Annotated in this window: 15 protein-coding genes and 1 riboswitch; of the genes, 13 read left to right on the forward strand and 2 right to left on the reverse strand. The window is 49.7% G+C overall.

Translation table 11 applies throughout. From position 1 onward, the window contains the following. Positions 1 to 6 precede the first annotated feature (6 nt). The 6 genes from ylqF to ACQY69_RS11375 all read left to right on the forward strand — a co-directional run bounded on the left by ylqF (position 7) and on the right by ACQY69_RS11375 (position 5,536). The gene (ylqF, locus tag ACQY69_RS11350; protein ID WP_428260630.1) at positions 7 to 873 is read left to right on the forward strand and encodes a ribosome biogenesis GTPase YlqF; all 867 of its coding nucleotides are present in this window, start codon (positions 7 to 9) and stop codon (positions 871 to 873) included. Next, complete coding sequence (locus ACQY69_RS11355) at positions 870 to 1,517, forward strand: ribonuclease HII (protein WP_428260631.1); 648 nt, start codon at positions 870 to 872, stop codon at positions 1,515 to 1,517. The genes ylqF and ACQY69_RS11355 overlap by 4 nt, the downstream gene beginning before the upstream one ends. Positions 1,518 to 1,673: 156 nt before the next feature. Further along, entirely contained in the window at positions 1,674 to 2,162 is a 489-nt protein-coding gene (locus tag ACQY69_RS11360; protein WP_428260632.1) for a hypothetical protein, read from the forward strand. Between the two features lie 45 nt (positions 2,163 to 2,207). After that, a riboswitch (ZMP/ZTP riboswitch) is annotated at positions 2,208 to 2,293 on the forward strand. Between the two features lie 65 nt (positions 2,294 to 2,358). Beyond that, positions 2,359 to 4,035 (forward strand): formate--tetrahydrofolate ligase, encoded by a 1,677-nt coding sequence (locus tag ACQY69_RS11365; RefSeq protein WP_428260633.1) that lies wholly within the window; start codon positions 2,359 to 2,361, stop codon positions 4,033 to 4,035. 8 nt (positions 4,036 to 4,043) lie between these two features. Next, positions 4,044 to 4,676 carry a cyclodeaminase/cyclohydrolase family protein gene (locus ACQY69_RS11370; protein WP_428260634.1) on the forward strand — a complete coding sequence of 211 codons (633 nt, stop codon included), beginning with the start codon at positions 4,044 to 4,046 and terminating at the stop codon, positions 4,674 to 4,676. 11 nt (positions 4,677 to 4,687) lie between these two features. Then, the gene (locus ACQY69_RS11375; RefSeq protein ID WP_428260635.1) at positions 4,688 to 5,536 is read left to right on the forward strand and encodes a bifunctional 5,10-methylenetetrahydrofolate dehydrogenase/5,10-methenyltetrahydrofolate cyclohydrolase; all 849 of its coding nucleotides are present in this window, start codon (positions 4,688 to 4,690) and stop codon (positions 5,534 to 5,536) included. Between the two features lie 283 nt (positions 5,537 to 5,819). Here ACQY69_RS11375 and ACQY69_RS11380 read toward each other — a convergent pair whose 3' ends face one another. Together ACQY69_RS11380 and ACQY69_RS11385 are read right to left on the reverse strand one after the other, a co-directional pair. Further along, positions 5,820 to 7,442, reverse strand: a complete 1,623-nt coding sequence (locus tag ACQY69_RS11380) for a Na+/H+ antiporter NhaC family protein (RefSeq protein ID WP_428260636.1) — start codon at positions 7,440 to 7,442, stop codon at positions 5,820 to 5,822. Between the two features lie 406 nt (positions 7,443 to 7,848). Continuing rightward, a complete protein-coding gene (locus ACQY69_RS11385; RefSeq protein ID WP_428260637.1) occupies positions 7,849 to 8,649 on the reverse strand; it encodes a response regulator transcription factor in 801 nt (266 codons plus the stop codon). Positions 8,650 to 8,891: 242 nt separating this feature from the next. On the opposite strand from ACQY69_RS11385, the gene larC reads away from it, so the two are divergent. The 7 genes from larC to ACQY69_RS11420 are packed head-to-tail and all read left to right on the forward strand — an operon-like array spanning position 8,892 to position 16,034. Next, positions 8,892 to 9,620 (forward strand): nickel insertion protein, encoded by a 729-nt coding sequence (gene larC / locus ACQY69_RS11390; RefSeq protein ID WP_428260638.1) that lies wholly within the window; start codon positions 8,892 to 8,894, stop codon positions 9,618 to 9,620. 32 nt (positions 9,621 to 9,652) lie between these two features. After that, positions 9,653 to 10,123 carry an SseB family protein gene (locus ACQY69_RS11395; RefSeq protein WP_428260639.1) on the forward strand — a complete coding sequence of 157 codons (471 nt, stop codon included), beginning with the start codon at positions 9,653 to 9,655 and terminating at the stop codon, positions 10,121 to 10,123. Next, complete coding sequence (locus tag ACQY69_RS11400) at positions 10,120 to 10,617, forward strand: hypothetical protein (protein WP_428260640.1); 498 nt, start codon at positions 10,120 to 10,122, stop codon at positions 10,615 to 10,617. Before ACQY69_RS11395 ends, ACQY69_RS11400 begins: the two co-directional genes overlap by 4 nt. Positions 10,618 to 10,640: 23 nt before the next feature. Then, positions 10,641 to 13,337, forward strand: coding sequence for a valine--tRNA ligase (locus tag ACQY69_RS11405; RefSeq protein WP_428260641.1), 2,697 nt, complete (start codon positions 10,641 to 10,643; stop codon positions 13,335 to 13,337). Next, positions 13,334 to 14,629: a bifunctional folylpolyglutamate synthase/dihydrofolate synthase gene (locus tag ACQY69_RS11410; RefSeq protein WP_428260642.1), complete on the forward strand. Its 1,296-nt coding sequence runs from the start codon at positions 13,334 to 13,336 to the stop codon at positions 14,627 to 14,629. The genes ACQY69_RS11405 and ACQY69_RS11410 overlap by 4 nt, the downstream gene beginning before the upstream one ends. Then, positions 14,616 to 15,539: a YegS/Rv2252/BmrU family lipid kinase gene (locus ACQY69_RS11415; RefSeq protein WP_428260643.1), complete on the forward strand. Its 924-nt coding sequence runs from the start codon at positions 14,616 to 14,618 to the stop codon at positions 15,537 to 15,539. Before ACQY69_RS11410 ends, ACQY69_RS11415 begins: the two co-directional genes overlap by 14 nt. Before the next feature lie 24 nt (positions 15,540 to 15,563). Next, complete coding sequence (locus ACQY69_RS11420) at positions 15,564 to 16,034, forward strand: GNAT family N-acetyltransferase (RefSeq protein ID WP_428260644.1); 471 nt, start codon at positions 15,564 to 15,566, stop codon at positions 16,032 to 16,034. The last annotated feature ends 72 nt before the right edge of the window (positions 16,035 to 16,106 follow it).

The following is a 16,106-nucleotide window of genomic DNA, read 5'->3' on the forward strand; positions in this document are numbered from 1 at the left end:
TGGATCATGGAGAACATAAACTGGTATCCCGGTCATATGAAAAAGACGAGGGAACTGATAAAGGAAAACCTCAAGCTTGTAGACGTGGTCATTGAGGTGATAGACGCCAGGATCCCTGTTTCCAGCAGGAATCCCATAATCGACCAGTTGATAAAGGATAAGCCGCGCATCATCGTGTTGAACAAGAGCGATCTGGCTGATGAAAATGTCAGCAGGCAGTGGAGGGAATACTTCGGGAGTGAAGGCTTTGCAGCCATTTCTATGAACTGTGTCAGCGGGGCGGGAGCCAAAGAACTGTTTCGAATACTGGAGAAGATGTCGGAGGAGAAGAACAGGGGGCGCGCTGTGCAGCGCCCTTTCCGGCTGATGATAGCAGGCGTTCCCAATGTAGGAAAGTCGTCGCTGATAAACAGGATGACAGGGAAGAAGAGCGCCCAGACGGGAGACAGGCCGGGGGTCACCAGAGGAAAGCAGTGGCTGAAGCTGAAGAATAACATGCAGCTGATGGACACGCCTGGTATCCTGTGGCCCAAGTTCGAAGATCCCAAGGCCGGAAGGAACCTGGCGTTCTGTGGTTCTATAAAGGACGAGATATTGGATGTACCGACCCTGGCCATGGAGCTGATAGAGGTGCTTTCGGAAAATTATCCGGACCTGCTGGCAGAACGGTACAAGCTGGAAGGGATAGCCGATACACCTCTTGAGACCATGGAAAATATGGCGGTCAAAAGGGGATGTATCCTGCCGGGGAAGAGGATAGATTACGAGCGCATCGGCAAGCTGACGCTGGATGAGTTCAGGAGTGCTAAAATAGGGCGGATAACGCTGGAAAAGCCCCGTGATATGGTGGGCGAGAAGGATGTACGACCATGACGAAGCAGGAGCGACTGAAAAAGCAGCAAGAGCGACTGAAGGAAATGAAAGCGCGGGAAACGGAGCTCCACCGACAGGGATATGTCAATATCGCGGGAGTAGATGAAGTGGGGAGAGGCCCTCTGGCAGGTCCTGTGGTGGCCGCGGCGGTAGTGCTGCCGGAGGATTTTGATGTATTGGGAATAGACGATTCGAAGAAGCTGTCGGAAAAGCGGCGGGAAGAGCTGTTTGATGTTATCTTGGAAAAAGCTGTGGCATGGGGGATTGGAATGGCCGATCACAGTACCATCGATGAAATCAACATCCTTCAGGCGACGAAGCTGGCCATGAAGGATGCCATAGCGGATCTTTCCGGGAAACTGGAGGGCATTGATTACGTCATATTCGATGCTGTAAAGATAAATGATCTGAAACTGCCCCAGGAAGCGGTGATAAAAGGCGACTCCAAGATACTGGCCGTCGCTGCCGCATCTATTGTGGCAAAGGTAACCAGAGACAGGATGATGGTTGCTTATGCGGAGGAATATCCCGGCTACGGATTCGAGAAGAACAAGGGGTATGGGACAAAGCAGCACTATGAAGGCATCGCCAGGCAGGGGATCTGCCCTATACACAGGAAGACGTTTTTGAAGAATGTGCTGTAGAGGATTTTGTTTCGTTTTGCAGCGGGATGATAGCTGAATATATGGTAAAAAAAGAAAAAAATATAAAAAAATACCAAAAACTTTCCTTGCAAATGCGAGATGATATGATATAATCAAAACATGAGAAGAGGGGAAGGAAAGGAGGCGTTTCTTATCATGATGGCGCGGGAAGATATGCTGATGTTATCGAATCTATTGGATGAGAAGCTGAAGCCTATAGATTTCAGATTCGACCAGATGGAGCAGAGATTTGATAGGATGGATCAGCGGCTTATTTATATGGATAAGCGACTCGATAAGGTTGAAAAACGACTTGTTCAGGTGGATAAACGACTTGATGATGTCGATAAGCGATTCGAGCAAATAGATAAAAGGTTCGAAGGAATCGACCGGCAGCTTGCTGAAGTGGACCGAAGACTTACTCGGGTGGAAGGCAGTATTGATCAGATGGGACGGCGAATCGAGCGGGTCGAGCTGGTATTGGAAAACGATGTGGTGCCGAGGCTGCATAATATCGAGTCATGTTATGTCAGTACATATGATCGTTACGTCGCGAAGGCGGAGGAGATAGATGGTCTGAAGACCGACATGGAAATCGTTAAAAACATATTGATAGATCATGATGAGAAGCTGAAGGTCATGTAAAGAGGGGAGTTCCTCTTGCAGAAACCGTATTTTCATGATAAGATAAAATCGTTATACGACTGACGGTAATCAAGTGGAATCGACCACGTGGAGTATAATGTAAGAGTGAGCCGACCGTCTGGGCTGAAGAGCCCGGATCGTTGGCTCTTTTCGCATTTTACATTGTTTGAATTTTGGATTGAAAAAGGAGAATGAAATGGAGATTAAAAGCGATATTCAGATTGCTCAGGAAACGGAAATGAAAAATATCATGGAAATAGCGGATTCCGCCGGCCTGGACAGAAAATACATTGAGCTTTACGGGAACTACAAGGCGAAGGTCGATTACAATCTGCTGGAGGATAAGAAGGATTCGCCTGACGGCAAGGTCATCCTGGTGACGGCTATATCTCCGACACCGGCGGGAGAAGGGAAGACAACTACCACGGTAGGTCTGGCGGACGCCCTCAAGAGGATAGATAAGAACGTACTGGTGGCACTGAGAGAGCCGTCCCTGGGGCCGGTTTTCGGTGTTAAAGGCGGGGCTGCCGGCGGCGGTTACGCTCAGGTGGTGCCGATGGAAGATATAAATCTCCACTTCACGGGAGATATGCATGCCATAGGAGCCGCCAACAATCTGCTGGCGGCTATGCTGGACAATCACATACAGCAGGGGAATGAGCTGAGGATCGATCCGAGAAGGATCACCTGGAAGCGATGCGTCGACATGAACGACAGACAGCTCAGATTCATCACCGATGGTCTCGGCGGCAAGGCCAACGGGACTCCGAGAGAGGACGGCTTCGACATCACGGTAGCCAGTGAGATCATGGCGATACTCTGCCTGTCCAGCGACATAGAAGATCTCAAAAAGAGGATAGCCAGCATCATCGTCGGCTACAGCTACGACGATGAGCCGGTGACGGCGGGGCAGCTCAACGCTCAGGGGGCGATGGCGGCGCTCCTCAAGGACGCCCTCAAGCCTAACCTGGTGCAGACACTGGAACATACCCCGGCCTTTATACATGGCGGGCCTTTCGCAAATATCGCTCACGGGTGCAATTCTGTGATGGCTACGAGGATGGCCATGAAGCTGGCCGATTATGTCGTTACGGAGGCTGGTTTCGGTGCTGATCTGGGAGCTGAAAAATTCCTGGATATAAAGTGCAGGATGTCCGGCATAAGACCGTCGGCAGTAGTCGTGGTAGCTACGGTGAGAGCACTGAAGCATCACGGAGGCGTTGCCAAGGCGGACCTGGGGAAGGAAAATCTCGGCGCTTTGGAAAAGGGCCTTCCTAACCTGCTGCAGCACGTAGGCAATATCACGCAGGTCTATGGGCTACCGGCGGTAGTGGCCATCAACAGATTCCCTACGGATACGGAAGCTGAGCTGAAGCTGGTAGAGGATAAGTGCCGTGAACTGGGTGTAAATGTTGAACTCAGTGAAGTATGGGGAAAAGGCGGCGAAGGCGGTGTTGCTCTGGCGAAGGAAGTCGTAAGACTCTGCGAAGAGCCTAACAGCTTCGATTTCGCTTACAGCCTCGACATGTCCATCGAGGAGAAGATAAGAGCTATAGCTCAGAAAGTTTATCACGCCGACGATATAAATATCCTCCCGGCTGCCATGAAGCAGCTCAAACAGCTTGAGTCGCTGGGATTTGGAGATCTGCCGATCTGCGTCGCCAAGACACAGTACAGCTTTTCCGACGATCAGACGCTGCTGGGGGCGCCGAAGGGCTTCACACTGACGGTTAGAAATCTCAAGGTTTCGGCGGGAGCGGGCTTTATCGTAGCCCTTACCGGTGATATAATGACGATGCCGGGTCTGCCTAAGAGACCTGCGGCGGAAAAAATAGACGTAGACAAGACAGGAAAGATATCAGGATTATTCTAGGAGGATATATGCTTTATACCGAAAAGACATGCGGACAGTTTGTCGAAGAGACAGCGGGAAAGGCTCCCGTGCCGGGAGGCGGCAGTGTATCGGCTCTGGCGGGAGCACTGGGGGCGGCTCTCGGCAGGATGGTGGCGTCTCTTACTATAGGAAAGAAAAAGTACGCGGATGTGGAAGAAGAGATGATACGCCTGGCAGAAGAGGCCGACAGGCTGCGACAGGATCTGATGGATCTGGTACAGGCCGATATAGACATATTCAAGCCGCTGTCGGAGCTTTACGGTATGAAAGCTGAAACGGAAGAAGAGAAAAAGCGTAAGGATGAGCTGCTGGAGACAGCCCTCAACAACGCCTGTCAGGTACCGCTGGACATAATGGAACGATGCGGCAGGGCCGTGGAACTGGCCGGTCACTTCGCCGAGAAAGGGTCACGCCTTGCCGTAAGCGATGCGGGAGCCAGCGCCATACTGTGTAAAGGCGCCATGCAGGCGGCCAGCCTCAACGTTTACATCAATACGGGATCCATGAAGGACAGAAAGCGGGCGGAGGAGCTGAACACCGCCTGCGAAGCGTGCCTGGACAAGTATGAGAAGATGGCGGACGAAGTCTTTGGGAAAGTCGTGGAAGGTTTGAGAAAGTAAGGGGTAGGCTGATGGCAGAATTGTTGAGAGGAAAGGCTGTTTCCGACAGCCTTTCGGAAAAGACGTCAAAGAAGGTCAACGAATTGAAAAAGCGGGGGATCTTCCCGACTCTGGCTATAGTCAGACTGGGGGAAAATCCGGAGGATATGGCTTATGAGCGCGGAGCCGTGAAGCGGGCCTTTGAGCTGGGGATCACGGTGAGGCAGTTCGTGTACGACGCGAAGATATCCCAGCGGGAGCTGGTGGATGAGATCGTGAAGCTCAACGACGATGAACACATTCACGGCGTGCTGATATTCAGGCCGCTTCCGTCTCACATCGATGAGCGCGTAGTGTGTGAGGTTCTGGCGCCTGAAAAAGATGTGGACGGGATAACGGCCGGATCGATGGCAGGCGTTTTCATGGACCGTGATACGGGATTTCCGCCGTGTACGGCGGAGGCTTGCATGGAATTGCTGGAACATTACGGGTGCGAGCTGGAAGGGAAGCGAATGGCAGTCATCGGCAGGAGCCTAGTCATCGGCAGGCCTGTGGCCATGATGTCCATGCGAAAAAACGCCACAGTGACCATCTGCCACAGCAGGACGAGAGAGGAAGACCTCAGGTCTATCGCCAGCACGGCCGATATCGTGATAGCGGCTGTTGGGAAGAGCAGGATGATAAAGAAAGATATCCTGGGGAAAAACCAGATCATCGTAGATGTTGGTATCAATGTCGACGATGACGGAAGGATGTGCGGCGACGTAGACTTTGATAATGCGGCAACTGCCGCTGCCGCTATCACACCTGTTCCGGGGGGAGTCGGCAGCGTTACCACAGCGGTGCTGATGAAGCACGTGGTGGAAGCAGCGGAAAAATAGAATATCTTTAATTTGAAAACCTGGGTCAGCGGGAATGCGCCAGGTTTTTTGTTGCCCATGTTTATGATTTCCACTGCGGCCAATATCTGTTACATCTGATACGGTTATCGAGGAAAAGGACAGTGACGGCAATGTCATTGGAGCCTGGACTTTCTCCGGATGGAGCGAAATAGGTACGATTAAAAAGACGTGAAGGAAAGCAGTAGTAACGTGATATGACATAAACAAGCACGAGCCTCGGCGCATTGCCGGGGCTCGTGCTGTTTAGGAGTAAAGAGTATGACTATTCAACAGATAACTGTTGATTGCTTCTTTCCGTATCTGTGGAAAATGGCAGGACAGCTTCTCTCAGGCTGATCTTCTTCATGATAGCCACACTGATAATAAAGAGGGGTGCTACCACTATGTAACCGAAAACAAGGGTCTCGGTGAACCCGGCCACCAGATATCCTGCCAGCGCGATCACACCGCATATGATGGAATAAGGCGCCTGGGTCTTTATGTGATCTATGATAGACAGCTCTCCCGATGTAGCTGAGACAATAGATGTATCAGCCAGCGGTGAGCATGTGGCGCCCATCCCGGCTCCGCCGATTATGGCCGAGATGCACAGGAGCATGTCGGCATCCGTAGCTACTGCGAACGGCACGACTACAGGTATCATGATGGCAAAAGTCGTCCATCCGCCACCGATGGCGAACGCTGTGGCTGCACACAGGAGGAACAGGATAGCTGGCGTGAACACAGGAGGGATGTTTCCCTGGAATACTGATATGAGGAACTGAGTTATACCGAGAGATTCGGAAACCCCTCCCAGCGTCCATCCCAGTATGAGAACGAGGTTCGCGTAAAGTATCGATTTTATTCCTACGAAAGCGGCGCTTGCCAGCTCTGTGAACGGCGCCGTATTTCTTATCCTAAGATATATGGCGGTGATTATTATTGTAAATACCAGACCATACATGAGGGAGCGTATGCCCTCCATCTGGCTTACTGTCTGCATCAGATCGTAGTGGGTGAAAAAGCCGCCGGTGTAGAGCATGAAGAAAAGTACGAGGCAGATCAGCAGCGTTATAGGGAATATCAGATCCACAGGCTTGCCCTTTGCAGGCTCCAGCTCATCGTATGAAGCTTCTTCGTCCGAATCGCCGCTGAATGAATGCTCTAACAGCTTTCCTGTCGTAGCGGCTCTCTTTTCGGCGCGGGCCATAGGCCCTATATTGAGGTTGAAAGCCGCTACGCAGTAAACCATTACAAGACAGACGAATATGAAAAAGTTGTACGGGATGGATCTGAGCAGGAGCTGGTAGGAATTGCCCTCCAGACCCGCAGTGGCCATTCCCGTCGCCAGGAGGCCTGCCAGAAATGCTGACCAACTGGATATAGGTGATATGGAATTGATGCCGCATACCGTCGAGTCTATGTAATATGAAAGCTTCTCGCGAGGAACGCTGTTCTTATCGGATATTGCTCTCATGGTAGCACCGGTAGTCAGATTGTCGAAATAGTCATCGATCATCAGCAGGGTGCCCAGGAGGCACGTCATCAGGCCCGCGCGCTTCTTGCTGTTGATGCGTCTTGCCATGTATTCCGCAAATGCATGAGAGCCGCCCGACTTCACGAGAAGTCCTATCAAGGCCCCTATTATCACCATGGACAGAAGAACCATCAGGTTGTCAGGTGTAGTGATGGAGCCGGGAGTGAGCGTCCCGTCTTCGTTGTATGTTCCTATAAATATGCTGTCGAAATGTTTAAGTGCGTTTATCGGGTTGAATTTACCCAGGATGAAGCATCCCAGCGTTATACCTACAGCCATGGAAAGGAGGATCTTTCGGGTCTTCAGTACAAGAAAGATAGTCAGCAGTGGAGGTATAACGGACCAGAATGATAATTCAAGAAAGTTCATGTTTTCTGGCTCCTTTCATGTGTTGATTCGCATGAAAAAATGTTAACAAAGTATTCGTTAAAATCAAATAATTTTAATTGTTTAAAAGACTGATAAATTTGATGAATATTGCCGTGATATAAAGTATATATACCTGAAAATATGTAGGGTTTTTGTAATGAATACATATTTATAAGTATGATAAATGTTGTCTGTACGGCAGCGTTTTTATTAATTTGCGTATTATATGGCATTAAAAAGCTATATTTGGTGCAGAAGACAAAAAATGACGAAAAATAGCTACCTAATTTTCGGAAATGAATAATCAATAGACTGCAAATACATAAATAGTATGACAAAAATAAGATAAAGTAAGATAAAAAAAGCCGCAGGGGAGGTCGTTACCTGCCGCGCGGCTATGACGAACTTATGAAAGAGCTTTTTGTATCAGCGCTACTCTGCTGTTGACGCCACATTTCATGTATATATTGCTGAGATGTTTATTGAGGGTGTGAGCTGTGATGCAGAGGTCGCTGCATATCTCTTCGTTGGTCATGCTCTCTTTGACTACCTTGAAGACCACCTCGGTCTCTCTCTTTGTCAGCATACTGTCTTCTGCCATTTCATAAATTTTCTCATCGAGATGAGTATATACATTGCCATCGGACGGAGAACGGTGGGACAGCTTGTATAGCTTCAGACTCAGATGCTTGTTTATGATTTCCATCATATACAGCTCCTTATCGGAAAAGTCACCGTCCTCTTTGCTTCGGCCCAGAACGATAGCACCCTGGAATTCCTTGTTATAGGCTGATATTATCTGCATGCTGTATTTGACATTGAACGTCGCGTAGGTGTCGTTGAAATATCCGGTGGCTCGGATATCGTTGTCATCGATGAGATCCATTTCTCTGTATACGTCTCTCTTGCCAACCAGCATTATCCATTTCCCGAAGTCTTCTTCTTCGTATTTCTCTATATAACGGTAGATGGTTTCGATCTGCTCGAAAGTGGCTCCGTTCTTTTCTCCCGGTACGAATATGACGGGATCGCAAAGAAGATGTTCGCCAGATCTGTCGGAGAGGTGGAATACGGAGAAGTTATTGGGTATCAGCTGATTTATAAAGGAAAGGAAAGTCTTTCGCTCGTCTATGAAATCGTCATTATTGTAGATGTAGTAGACTATGTCGTCTATGAATGCCCATTCTCGCTGTTCAAGTTTTTTCATCAGGCCTCCTGTTCAGGAGACGCATATAATGTATACGTCTGCTGTATTTTAATATATACAATTATAATCCCATATCATCAAAATGTAAATACGGGGAAACATCATGATACCGGCGCGCAGGTGACGTCATACCGTTCTGTCGACCGAGAGACAGTTGTTGCAGCGGTTTTGATACTTTACTTTTTCGGCCATTCAATGTATATTAAAAGGTAGTATCTTTTTAGGAAGAGGATGGTAGATCGATGAAGATTTTATATTTCGACTGCAGTAATGGGATAAGCGGCGATATGCTGCTGAATGCCGTCAGCAGCTTGAGCGGCAATGGACCGCGGATATATGAGATGATGGAGAAGGAAACGCTGAAAGGTGAACACGAAGGCCACGATGATCGTGAAAAACACCATGGACACAGTCATGGTCACGGCAGGAGCTTCAGGAAGGTCAGAGAAATCATAGAAGAAAGCGGATTTTCAGAGGCGGCGAAGGAGACCGCTCTCGATATATACAGCCATATAGAGGAAGCTGAAGCGAAGGTACATGACGCGACATTGGAAACAGTGCATTTCCATGAAGTCGGCAGGGACGAAGCGGTGAAGAATGCGCTGGCGATAGGGATGGCGCTTGAAATCATAGCACCTGATAAAGTGGTGGTCTCTGATATATATGACGGGCACGGCACTATCCTGTGCAGCCACGGTGAGATAAGTGTTCCGGTGCCGGCGGTGATGGCGCTTCGTGAAAAATGCAGCTACGTCTTCAGGAGTGCTGATGTGGAGACGGAGATGGTCACACCCTCGGGATTGGCAGGCTTGATGGGGATAGGAGCGCAAACGGAAACTGGGGCGGGACTGACATGCGGGACATATGGCGATGGTCTGTTGGCTCAGGCGAAAGTGCTGGCGGAGACAGAGGCGAGGGGCAGCAGATCGACAGGACGTCCAGGTCTTAAGGCATATCTTTTGGAAATATGATCCGGAGGGACAGATAAGGAGGAATATCGACGATGGAACAGGCAAAGCCCGTTAAGAATCCGGCTCTGAAAAAAGCCATAAAAGATGCGCGAAAGGAGCCTAACGAGGAGAACTCCGTAAGACTGCTCAATGAAGTGGTGAAGGCAAGACTGTTGATTCCGGTTTCCATGGACAAAGATCCTGAGTACGATGAGAAGCTGAAGGAAGTGGTGCTCGAGAAGGACACCAGGATAAGCTTTGAGTTGATAAAGGCTAAAAATGGAGAACTTTACTATCCGGTCTTCACAGATGGAGAGGAAATGCTGAAGTGTGATATCGAAAAGGATCAGCACAGTATGATCGTTAACTTTGATGACCTGGCAGCAATATTGTTGATGCCTCAGAGCGGTATCGCCGGGTTTTCCATAAACCCTATGAGTGATAATCTCTGCTTCAGAACGGAAATGGTCGCGGCCATGAAGCGCGACATGGAAAAGGAAAGGAAAGGAGCGGGCGGAAAGTGAAGAATGTGATAATAATGATGTGGCTTGTATTCGCAGCCTTTGTCCTGTTTCCAATAGCCACCGATTATATATCGGGAGCCTCGGAGAGCGAGGTGGTATCCATAATAGAGAAGGAATCCGAAGCCGATGATATAGCAGTGACGGCGACAGAGGAGCATGGCAATAAAGCCATGTATGTTTTCACAGTCGGGGAGTCGGAATTTGGAGTAGCCATATTTACGCGTTTCGCCGATAATTACGAATACGAGGAAGGCATCATGTCCAATGGAGATGATCATATAGACGTCAATCTGGATACCGGGTGGGACATCTACCGGTACAAAGTCACAGCTGATGGGGCTCAGGAGATGGAATTTGATAGATTCGGAGGAGTGTACAAGACATATGCCATAATAGCGGTGATATTAGCTGTCGTCAGCATCGCAGGCGGTGTATACGGTGTCCGTGCGAAGAGAAAATATGAAGAACAGAGAAAAAAAGGCCTGGCGGCCTGAAGCGGTAAGGAGATATTGAAAAGATGGAAAAGAATTTAGCGAAAACATATGATCCGAAGAGTTTTGAGGACAGGATCTACGAGATGTGGGAAAAAAGCGGGGCCTTCAGAGCTGAAAGGGACCCTGACAAGAAACCTTTCACCATAGTGATGCCGCCTCCAAACATAACAGGGCAGCTCCACATGGGACATGCGCTGGATCAGACGCTGCAGGACGTGCTGACCAGGTTCAAGCGTCTTCAGGGATACAGCGCTCTCTGGCTTCCGGGAAGCGATCATGCAAGTATCGCCACTGAGGTGAAGGTGGTCAACAGGATAAGAGAAGAGGAAGGTCTGGAGAAAGAAGACCTGGGAAGAGAGGAATTCCTCAAAAGAGCATGGGCATGGAAGGAAGAATTCGGAGGCAAGATAACGAAGCAGTGTCGAAAGCTGGGCGATTCCTGTGACTGGAGCAGAGAACGGTTCACCATGGACGAAGGATGCAGCAGAGCGGTGAATCATTTCTTCGTGCAGCTTTATAACAAGGGCCTCATATACAAAGGCAACAGGCTCATCAACTGGTGTCCCGAATGCGGGACATCTCTTTCGGATGCCGAGGTAGAACACGAGGACAGGAACGGGATGTACTGGTATTTCAGATATCCTGCGGCCGATGGGGGCGAAGGCATCGTAGTGGCGACTTCCAGACCTGAGACCATGTTTGGAGATGTGGCCATTGCCGTACATCCGGACGATGAGAGATACAGGGAAATGGTAGGTAAAAAGGTGATCTTGCCGCTGGTAGGCAGGGAGATCCCTGTAGTGGCCGACCCATATCCTGATCCGGAGAAGGGAACAGGTGCTGTTAAGATAACGCCGGCCCACGATCCTAATGACTTCGAGGTAGGGCAGAGACATGATCTCGAGAATCTGTCCTGCATAGATCCTGACGCGACGATGAACAGTCTGGCCGGAAAATATGAAGGCATGGACAGATATGAATGCCGTAAGGCGTGGGTCAAAGACCTGGATGAGGCGGGATATCTGGTCAGGACCGAGGAAAAAGTCATACCTGTAGGTGAATGTTACAGGTGCGGTACAGTAGTGGAGCCAATGCTTTCCGATCAGTGGTTCGTCAAGATGGATCAGCTGGCCAAACCTGCCATAGAGGCAGCGAAGAAGGGTGAGCTGATACATGTGCCTGAAAGATTCGAGAAGACATATCTGAGATGGCTGGAGGAGATAAGAGACTGGTGCATCTCGAGGCAGCTCTGGTGGGGCCACAGGATACCGGCCTATTATTGTCAGGACTGCGGTGAACTGATGGTGGCCGAGACAGCCCCCGACAAATGCAGCAAGTGTGGTGGCGCCAATATAAAGCAGGATGAGGATGTATTGGATACATGGTTCTCGTCGGCTCTGTGGCCGTTTTCTACTCTGGGCTGGCCGGAGGAGACGGAAGATTTCAAGTATTTCTATCCTACTGATGTGCTGGTGACGGGATATGATATCATATTCTTCTGGGTAGTGAGGATGGTGTTCTCGGCTCTGGAGACTACAGGGAAAGTCCCGTTCAAATACGTCTACGTCCATGGTCTGGTGAGAGACGCGCAGGGCCGAAAAATGAGCAAATCCCTGGGCAATGGTATAGACCCGCTGGAGATCATAGACCAGTATGGAGCCGACGCGTTGAGATTCATGCTCACTACAGGTATAACTCCCGGTAACGATATGCGATTCAAGACCGACAGACTGGAATCGGCCAGGAATTTCGCCAACAAGCTGTGGAACGCGTCCAGGTTCGTGATAATGAATCTGCAGGACGATGATGGTGATTTCAGAAAGATGGCCGACCTGACCGACCTGAAGGCTGCTGCCCTCAGAGACGAGGATAAGTGGATAATATCCAGAGTCAACGATGCGGTCAGGTATATAACAGAAACTATGGAAAAATTCGATCTGGCATTGGCGGGACAGAGGGCATATGATCTCATCTGGAACGAATTCTGCGACTGGTACATCGAGATCGTGAAAGGAAGACTTTACGGCGATGATGAGACTGACAAGCAGATAGCCAGAGCTGTTCTTGTGAGAGTCCTCAAGGATATGCTGAGATTGCTCCATCCATTCATGCCATATATAACCGAGGAGATCTGGACGTATCTGCCAAAAGGCAGAGCCGCGAAGGACAATCCGGACAATTTCCTGATAAAGGAACGCTGGCCGCTCTACGATGAAGCGCTGACTTTCCCGGAAGAAGCGGAGAAGCTGGAAATGGCTATGGATATCATCAGGAGCATCAGAAATATAAGAGCCGAAGCTGATGCGGCTCCGAGCAGGAAGCTGCGGGCTGTGATGCTCTGCGCTGACGGCAAAGAACCTGTGGTGAGAGCCGGAGTGCGCTACATCGAGAATCTTGCCAATATAACGGAGATAATTTTCGCTGCCAGCAAGGCTGATGTGCCTGAAGAGGTTATGTCCGCAGTAGTGGACGGAGCGGAGGTCTTTATCCCTCTCGATGATATCATGGATTACGAGGCAGAGCTGGACAGGCTCAAAAAGGAAAAGAAGAAGCTGGAGAGCGAAGTGAAGCGAGTGGATGGAAAGCTGTCCAACGAAGGCTTCATCAGTAAAGCTCCTGAAAAAGTCATAAACGAGGAAAAGGCCAAAAAGGTCAAATATGAGGAAATGCTTGCCAAGGTATGTGAAAGACTGGCTCTTGTCGAGAAAAAGGTGAAATGACAGATATCATAGAAAAAATACACGAATTCAATAAATTTGGCAGTGTCCTGGGACTTGAACGCATGGAGACACTGATGGAAAAGCTGGGCGATCCTCAGGAAGAGCTGGATGTCATCCATGTGGCAGGAACCAACGGAAAAGGTTCGGTCTGCAAGTTCCTGGAGGCTGGCCTGGCGGAGTGTGGTTACAGCGTAGGTCTTTTCACATCACCTTTCATCGAAAGTTTCAACGAGAGGATACAGTTAGGAGGAGAGAATATCTCCGACAGCGACCTGGAGGCATACGGGAACAGAGCTCTGGCGGCCGCTGCCGAAATGGTGGCGGAAGGATCGGAATCACCGACAGAGTTTGAGGTGGTTACAGCTATAGGCCTGTTGTACTTCGCCGAAAAGGACGCTGATATAGTGATACTTGAGGTCGGTCTGGGAGGCAGGGGCGATTCCACCAATATAATCGACAAGCCCCTCATATGCGCTATCTGTTCCATTTCATACGACCATATGAATGTGCTGGGAAATACCCTGGCGGAGATAGCGGCCGAAAAAGCCGGGATAATAAAGCCGGCAGTCCCGGTAGTGTCCAACGTCAGTGACCGCGACGCGGCGGCTGTCATAGCCAGGACAGCCTACGAAAAGGGCTGCCGTCTCTACGACGTATCGCGCATCAGGGCCGGTGTGTCCCACGAGACTCCCTTTTCTCAGACGGTGACATTGGAGATGTACGGGACGGATTACAGTGATGTTGAATTGTCCATGGCGGGACGCCATCAGGTGGAAAATCTGAAGACAGCGCTGGCCGTGATAGAGGTGCTTCGTAAAGAAAGAGCGATAAAGGTGGAAAGACAGGCGCTTTACCGGGGCCTTAAGAAAGCCGTGCAGCCGGGGCGTTTCGAGATACTGGGAGAAGACCCGGTCATCATCGTGGACGGAGCTCATAATGAAGCCGGGGCAAAGGCGCTGTATGATACCATGAAACGTCATTTTGAGGGCAGCCGTATCTTGCTGGTGACAGGAATGCTGGCCGACAAAGCTGTAAACGATATCTTGCATTCGTTGATCGGGATAACAAAGGATATAATAGTTACGGAGCCGGATAATCCGCGGAAAATGAAGGCGGAGGAGCTGGCGGAGCGTCTGAAGAGCATGGGTGTGGAGCCTGACGTAGCGCCCAGTCCGGAGGATAGCCTGGCACTTGCCGAAAGCAGGAAGAATTGCTGCGACGTGATATTGTTCGCGGGCTCGTTATATCTTATAAGCGATATCAGGAGGATGATAAAAGATGGCGGAAGGTAAAAAAACTGATAAGATTCTTCTTTATTACAACGCCCATTCCGGAAGCGGAGTCTTCAAGAACAATTTGGATTACATAGTAGACAGATGTCAGGAGGCGGGGTATCAGGTCGTACCTGTGAGGGCGGCCAAAGGGATCGTCATAGATAAAGTCATGGGAGAGATCGATCCTGGTGAATTCAGTCGTGTCATAGCCGCCGGTGGAGATGGGACGATAAATCTGTGTGTCAACGCTATGGTGAGGCATGACATACATCTGCCGCTGGCCATACTCCCGGCAGGGACAGCAAATGATTTCGCCTACTATTTCGAGCTGCCTAACGAAATAAATTATCAGCTGGATATAGCGCTGGGGAACAAGACTACCAGTGTGGATGTAGGAGTAGTCAACAACAGATATTTCGTCAATGTGACAGCTTTGGGAGCGCTGATAGATGTCAGCCAGAAGACCGATCCCAACCTGAAGAATGCCATAGGTACATTGGCCTATTATCTCAAGGCGGTCACCGAGATACCGCAGATAAGAGCATTGCCTGTAAAGCTCATCACACCGGACAAAGTATACGAGGAGGAGATATACTTCATGGTGGTGATGAATGGCGAGTCGGCCGGGGGCTTCAGAAAGCTGTCTCCGGAATCATATATGAATGACGGCAAACTGGATGTCATCGCCTTCAGGAAGATGCCTATCGTGGAGCTGGGGCCAATGCTGTTCGAGGTAGTGCAGGGAAGGCACCCCAACAATAAGCACGTGCTTTATTTCCAGACAGACGAGCTGACGATCGAATCGGAGGAAAATATCAGCACTGATATAGACGGAGAGCATGGTGAAAAGCTGCCTTTGAATTTCAGCGTTCTTCACAACAGATTGGAAGTGTTCGTGTCGGAAAAGACGTGGAAATATGACGACTGATGTATCGAAAGGAGGAGATCCGATATGCTTAATTTCAAGATATCCGAAACCGAAGATTACGAAAAACTGGTACCGTTTTTCATAGAGAATGAGTTGGAATTCTCGGAGGATGAACCGGTACCCACCGACCTGGTAAAATGCTGGCAGATCGTCAGGAAGGATGAAGCTGGGGAAGAACAGCTGATAGGAGCATTCGTGCTGGCGAAGCGTGAGGATGAATTCATCGTGGATGGGATAGCCATAGCTCCGGAATACAGGAAGTACAAGCTGGGAAAGACGCTGCTGGACAGAGGGATAGAAGAGACGCTGCGCCTTGGGGGAAAACGGATATTCCTGGTGGCCAGGGCTCCGGGATTTTTCAGAAAGCAGGGTTTCGTGACAGTGCCAAGGGAGGATGCTCCCAATTTCTTCGAATGTCTCACTTGTCCTCAGTATGGGGTCAGCTGTCATCCGGAAGTGATGAGACTGGATCTGGATGTGCCTCGCAACGTATAAAAATCCATCGAGCACGTATAAAGTCCCCTTGCGGACGCATATGATTTAAGAGAATATGCGCCTGGAGGGGGA

The sequence above is a fragment of the Gallibacter sp. Marseille-QA0791 genome, from assembly GCF_965119705.1.
Classification (GTDB): Bacteria; Bacillota; Clostridia; order Peptostreptococcales; family Anaerovoracaceae; genus Lentihominibacter; species Lentihominibacter excrementipullorum.

Excerpts from the sequence above, each read along its gene's own strand:
- ACQY69_RS11410 (WP_428260642.1), top strand. The coding sequence starts at position 13,334 with ATGACAGATATCATAGAAAAAATACACGAATTCAATAAATTTGGCAGT.
- ACQY69_RS11415 (WP_428260643.1), top strand. The coding sequence starts at position 14,616 with ATGGCGGAAGGTAAAAAAACTGATAAGATTCTTCTTTATTACAACGCC.
- larC (WP_428260638.1), top strand. The coding sequence starts at position 8,892 with ATGAAGATTTTATATTTCGACTGCAGTAATGGGATAAGCGGCGATATG.
- ACQY69_RS11355 (WP_428260631.1), top strand. The coding sequence starts at position 870 with ATGACGAAGCAGGAGCGACTGAAAAAGCAGCAAGAGCGACTGAAGGAA.
- ACQY69_RS11375 (WP_428260635.1), top strand. The coding sequence starts at position 4,688 with ATGGCAGAATTGTTGAGAGGAAAGGCTGTTTCCGACAGCCTTTCGGAA.
- ACQY69_RS11420 (WP_428260644.1), top strand. The coding sequence starts at position 15,564 with ATGCTTAATTTCAAGATATCCGAAACCGAAGATTACGAAAAACTGGTA.
- ACQY69_RS11385 (WP_428260637.1), bottom strand. The coding sequence starts at position 8,649 with ATGAAAAAACTTGAACAGCGAGAATGGGCATTCATAGACGACATAGTC.
- ACQY69_RS11365 (WP_428260633.1), top strand. The coding sequence starts at position 2,359 with ATGGAGATTAAAAGCGATATTCAGATTGCTCAGGAAACGGAAATGAAA.
- ylqF (WP_428260630.1), top strand. The coding sequence starts at position 7 with ATGGAGAACATAAACTGGTATCCCGGTCATATGAAAAAGACGAGGGAA.
- ACQY69_RS11405 (WP_428260641.1), top strand. The coding sequence starts at position 10,641 with ATGGAAAAGAATTTAGCGAAAACATATGATCCGAAGAGTTTTGAGGAC.
- ACQY69_RS11395 (WP_428260639.1), top strand. The coding sequence starts at position 9,653 with ATGGAACAGGCAAAGCCCGTTAAGAATCCGGCTCTGAAAAAAGCCATA.
- ACQY69_RS11360 (WP_428260632.1), top strand. The coding sequence starts at position 1,674 with ATGATGGCGCGGGAAGATATGCTGATGTTATCGAATCTATTGGATGAG.
- ACQY69_RS11380 (WP_428260636.1), bottom strand. The coding sequence starts at position 7,442 with ATGAACTTTCTTGAATTATCATTCTGGTCCGTTATACCTCCACTGCTG.
- ACQY69_RS11370 (WP_428260634.1), top strand. The coding sequence starts at position 4,044 with ATGCTTTATACCGAAAAGACATGCGGACAGTTTGTCGAAGAGACAGCG.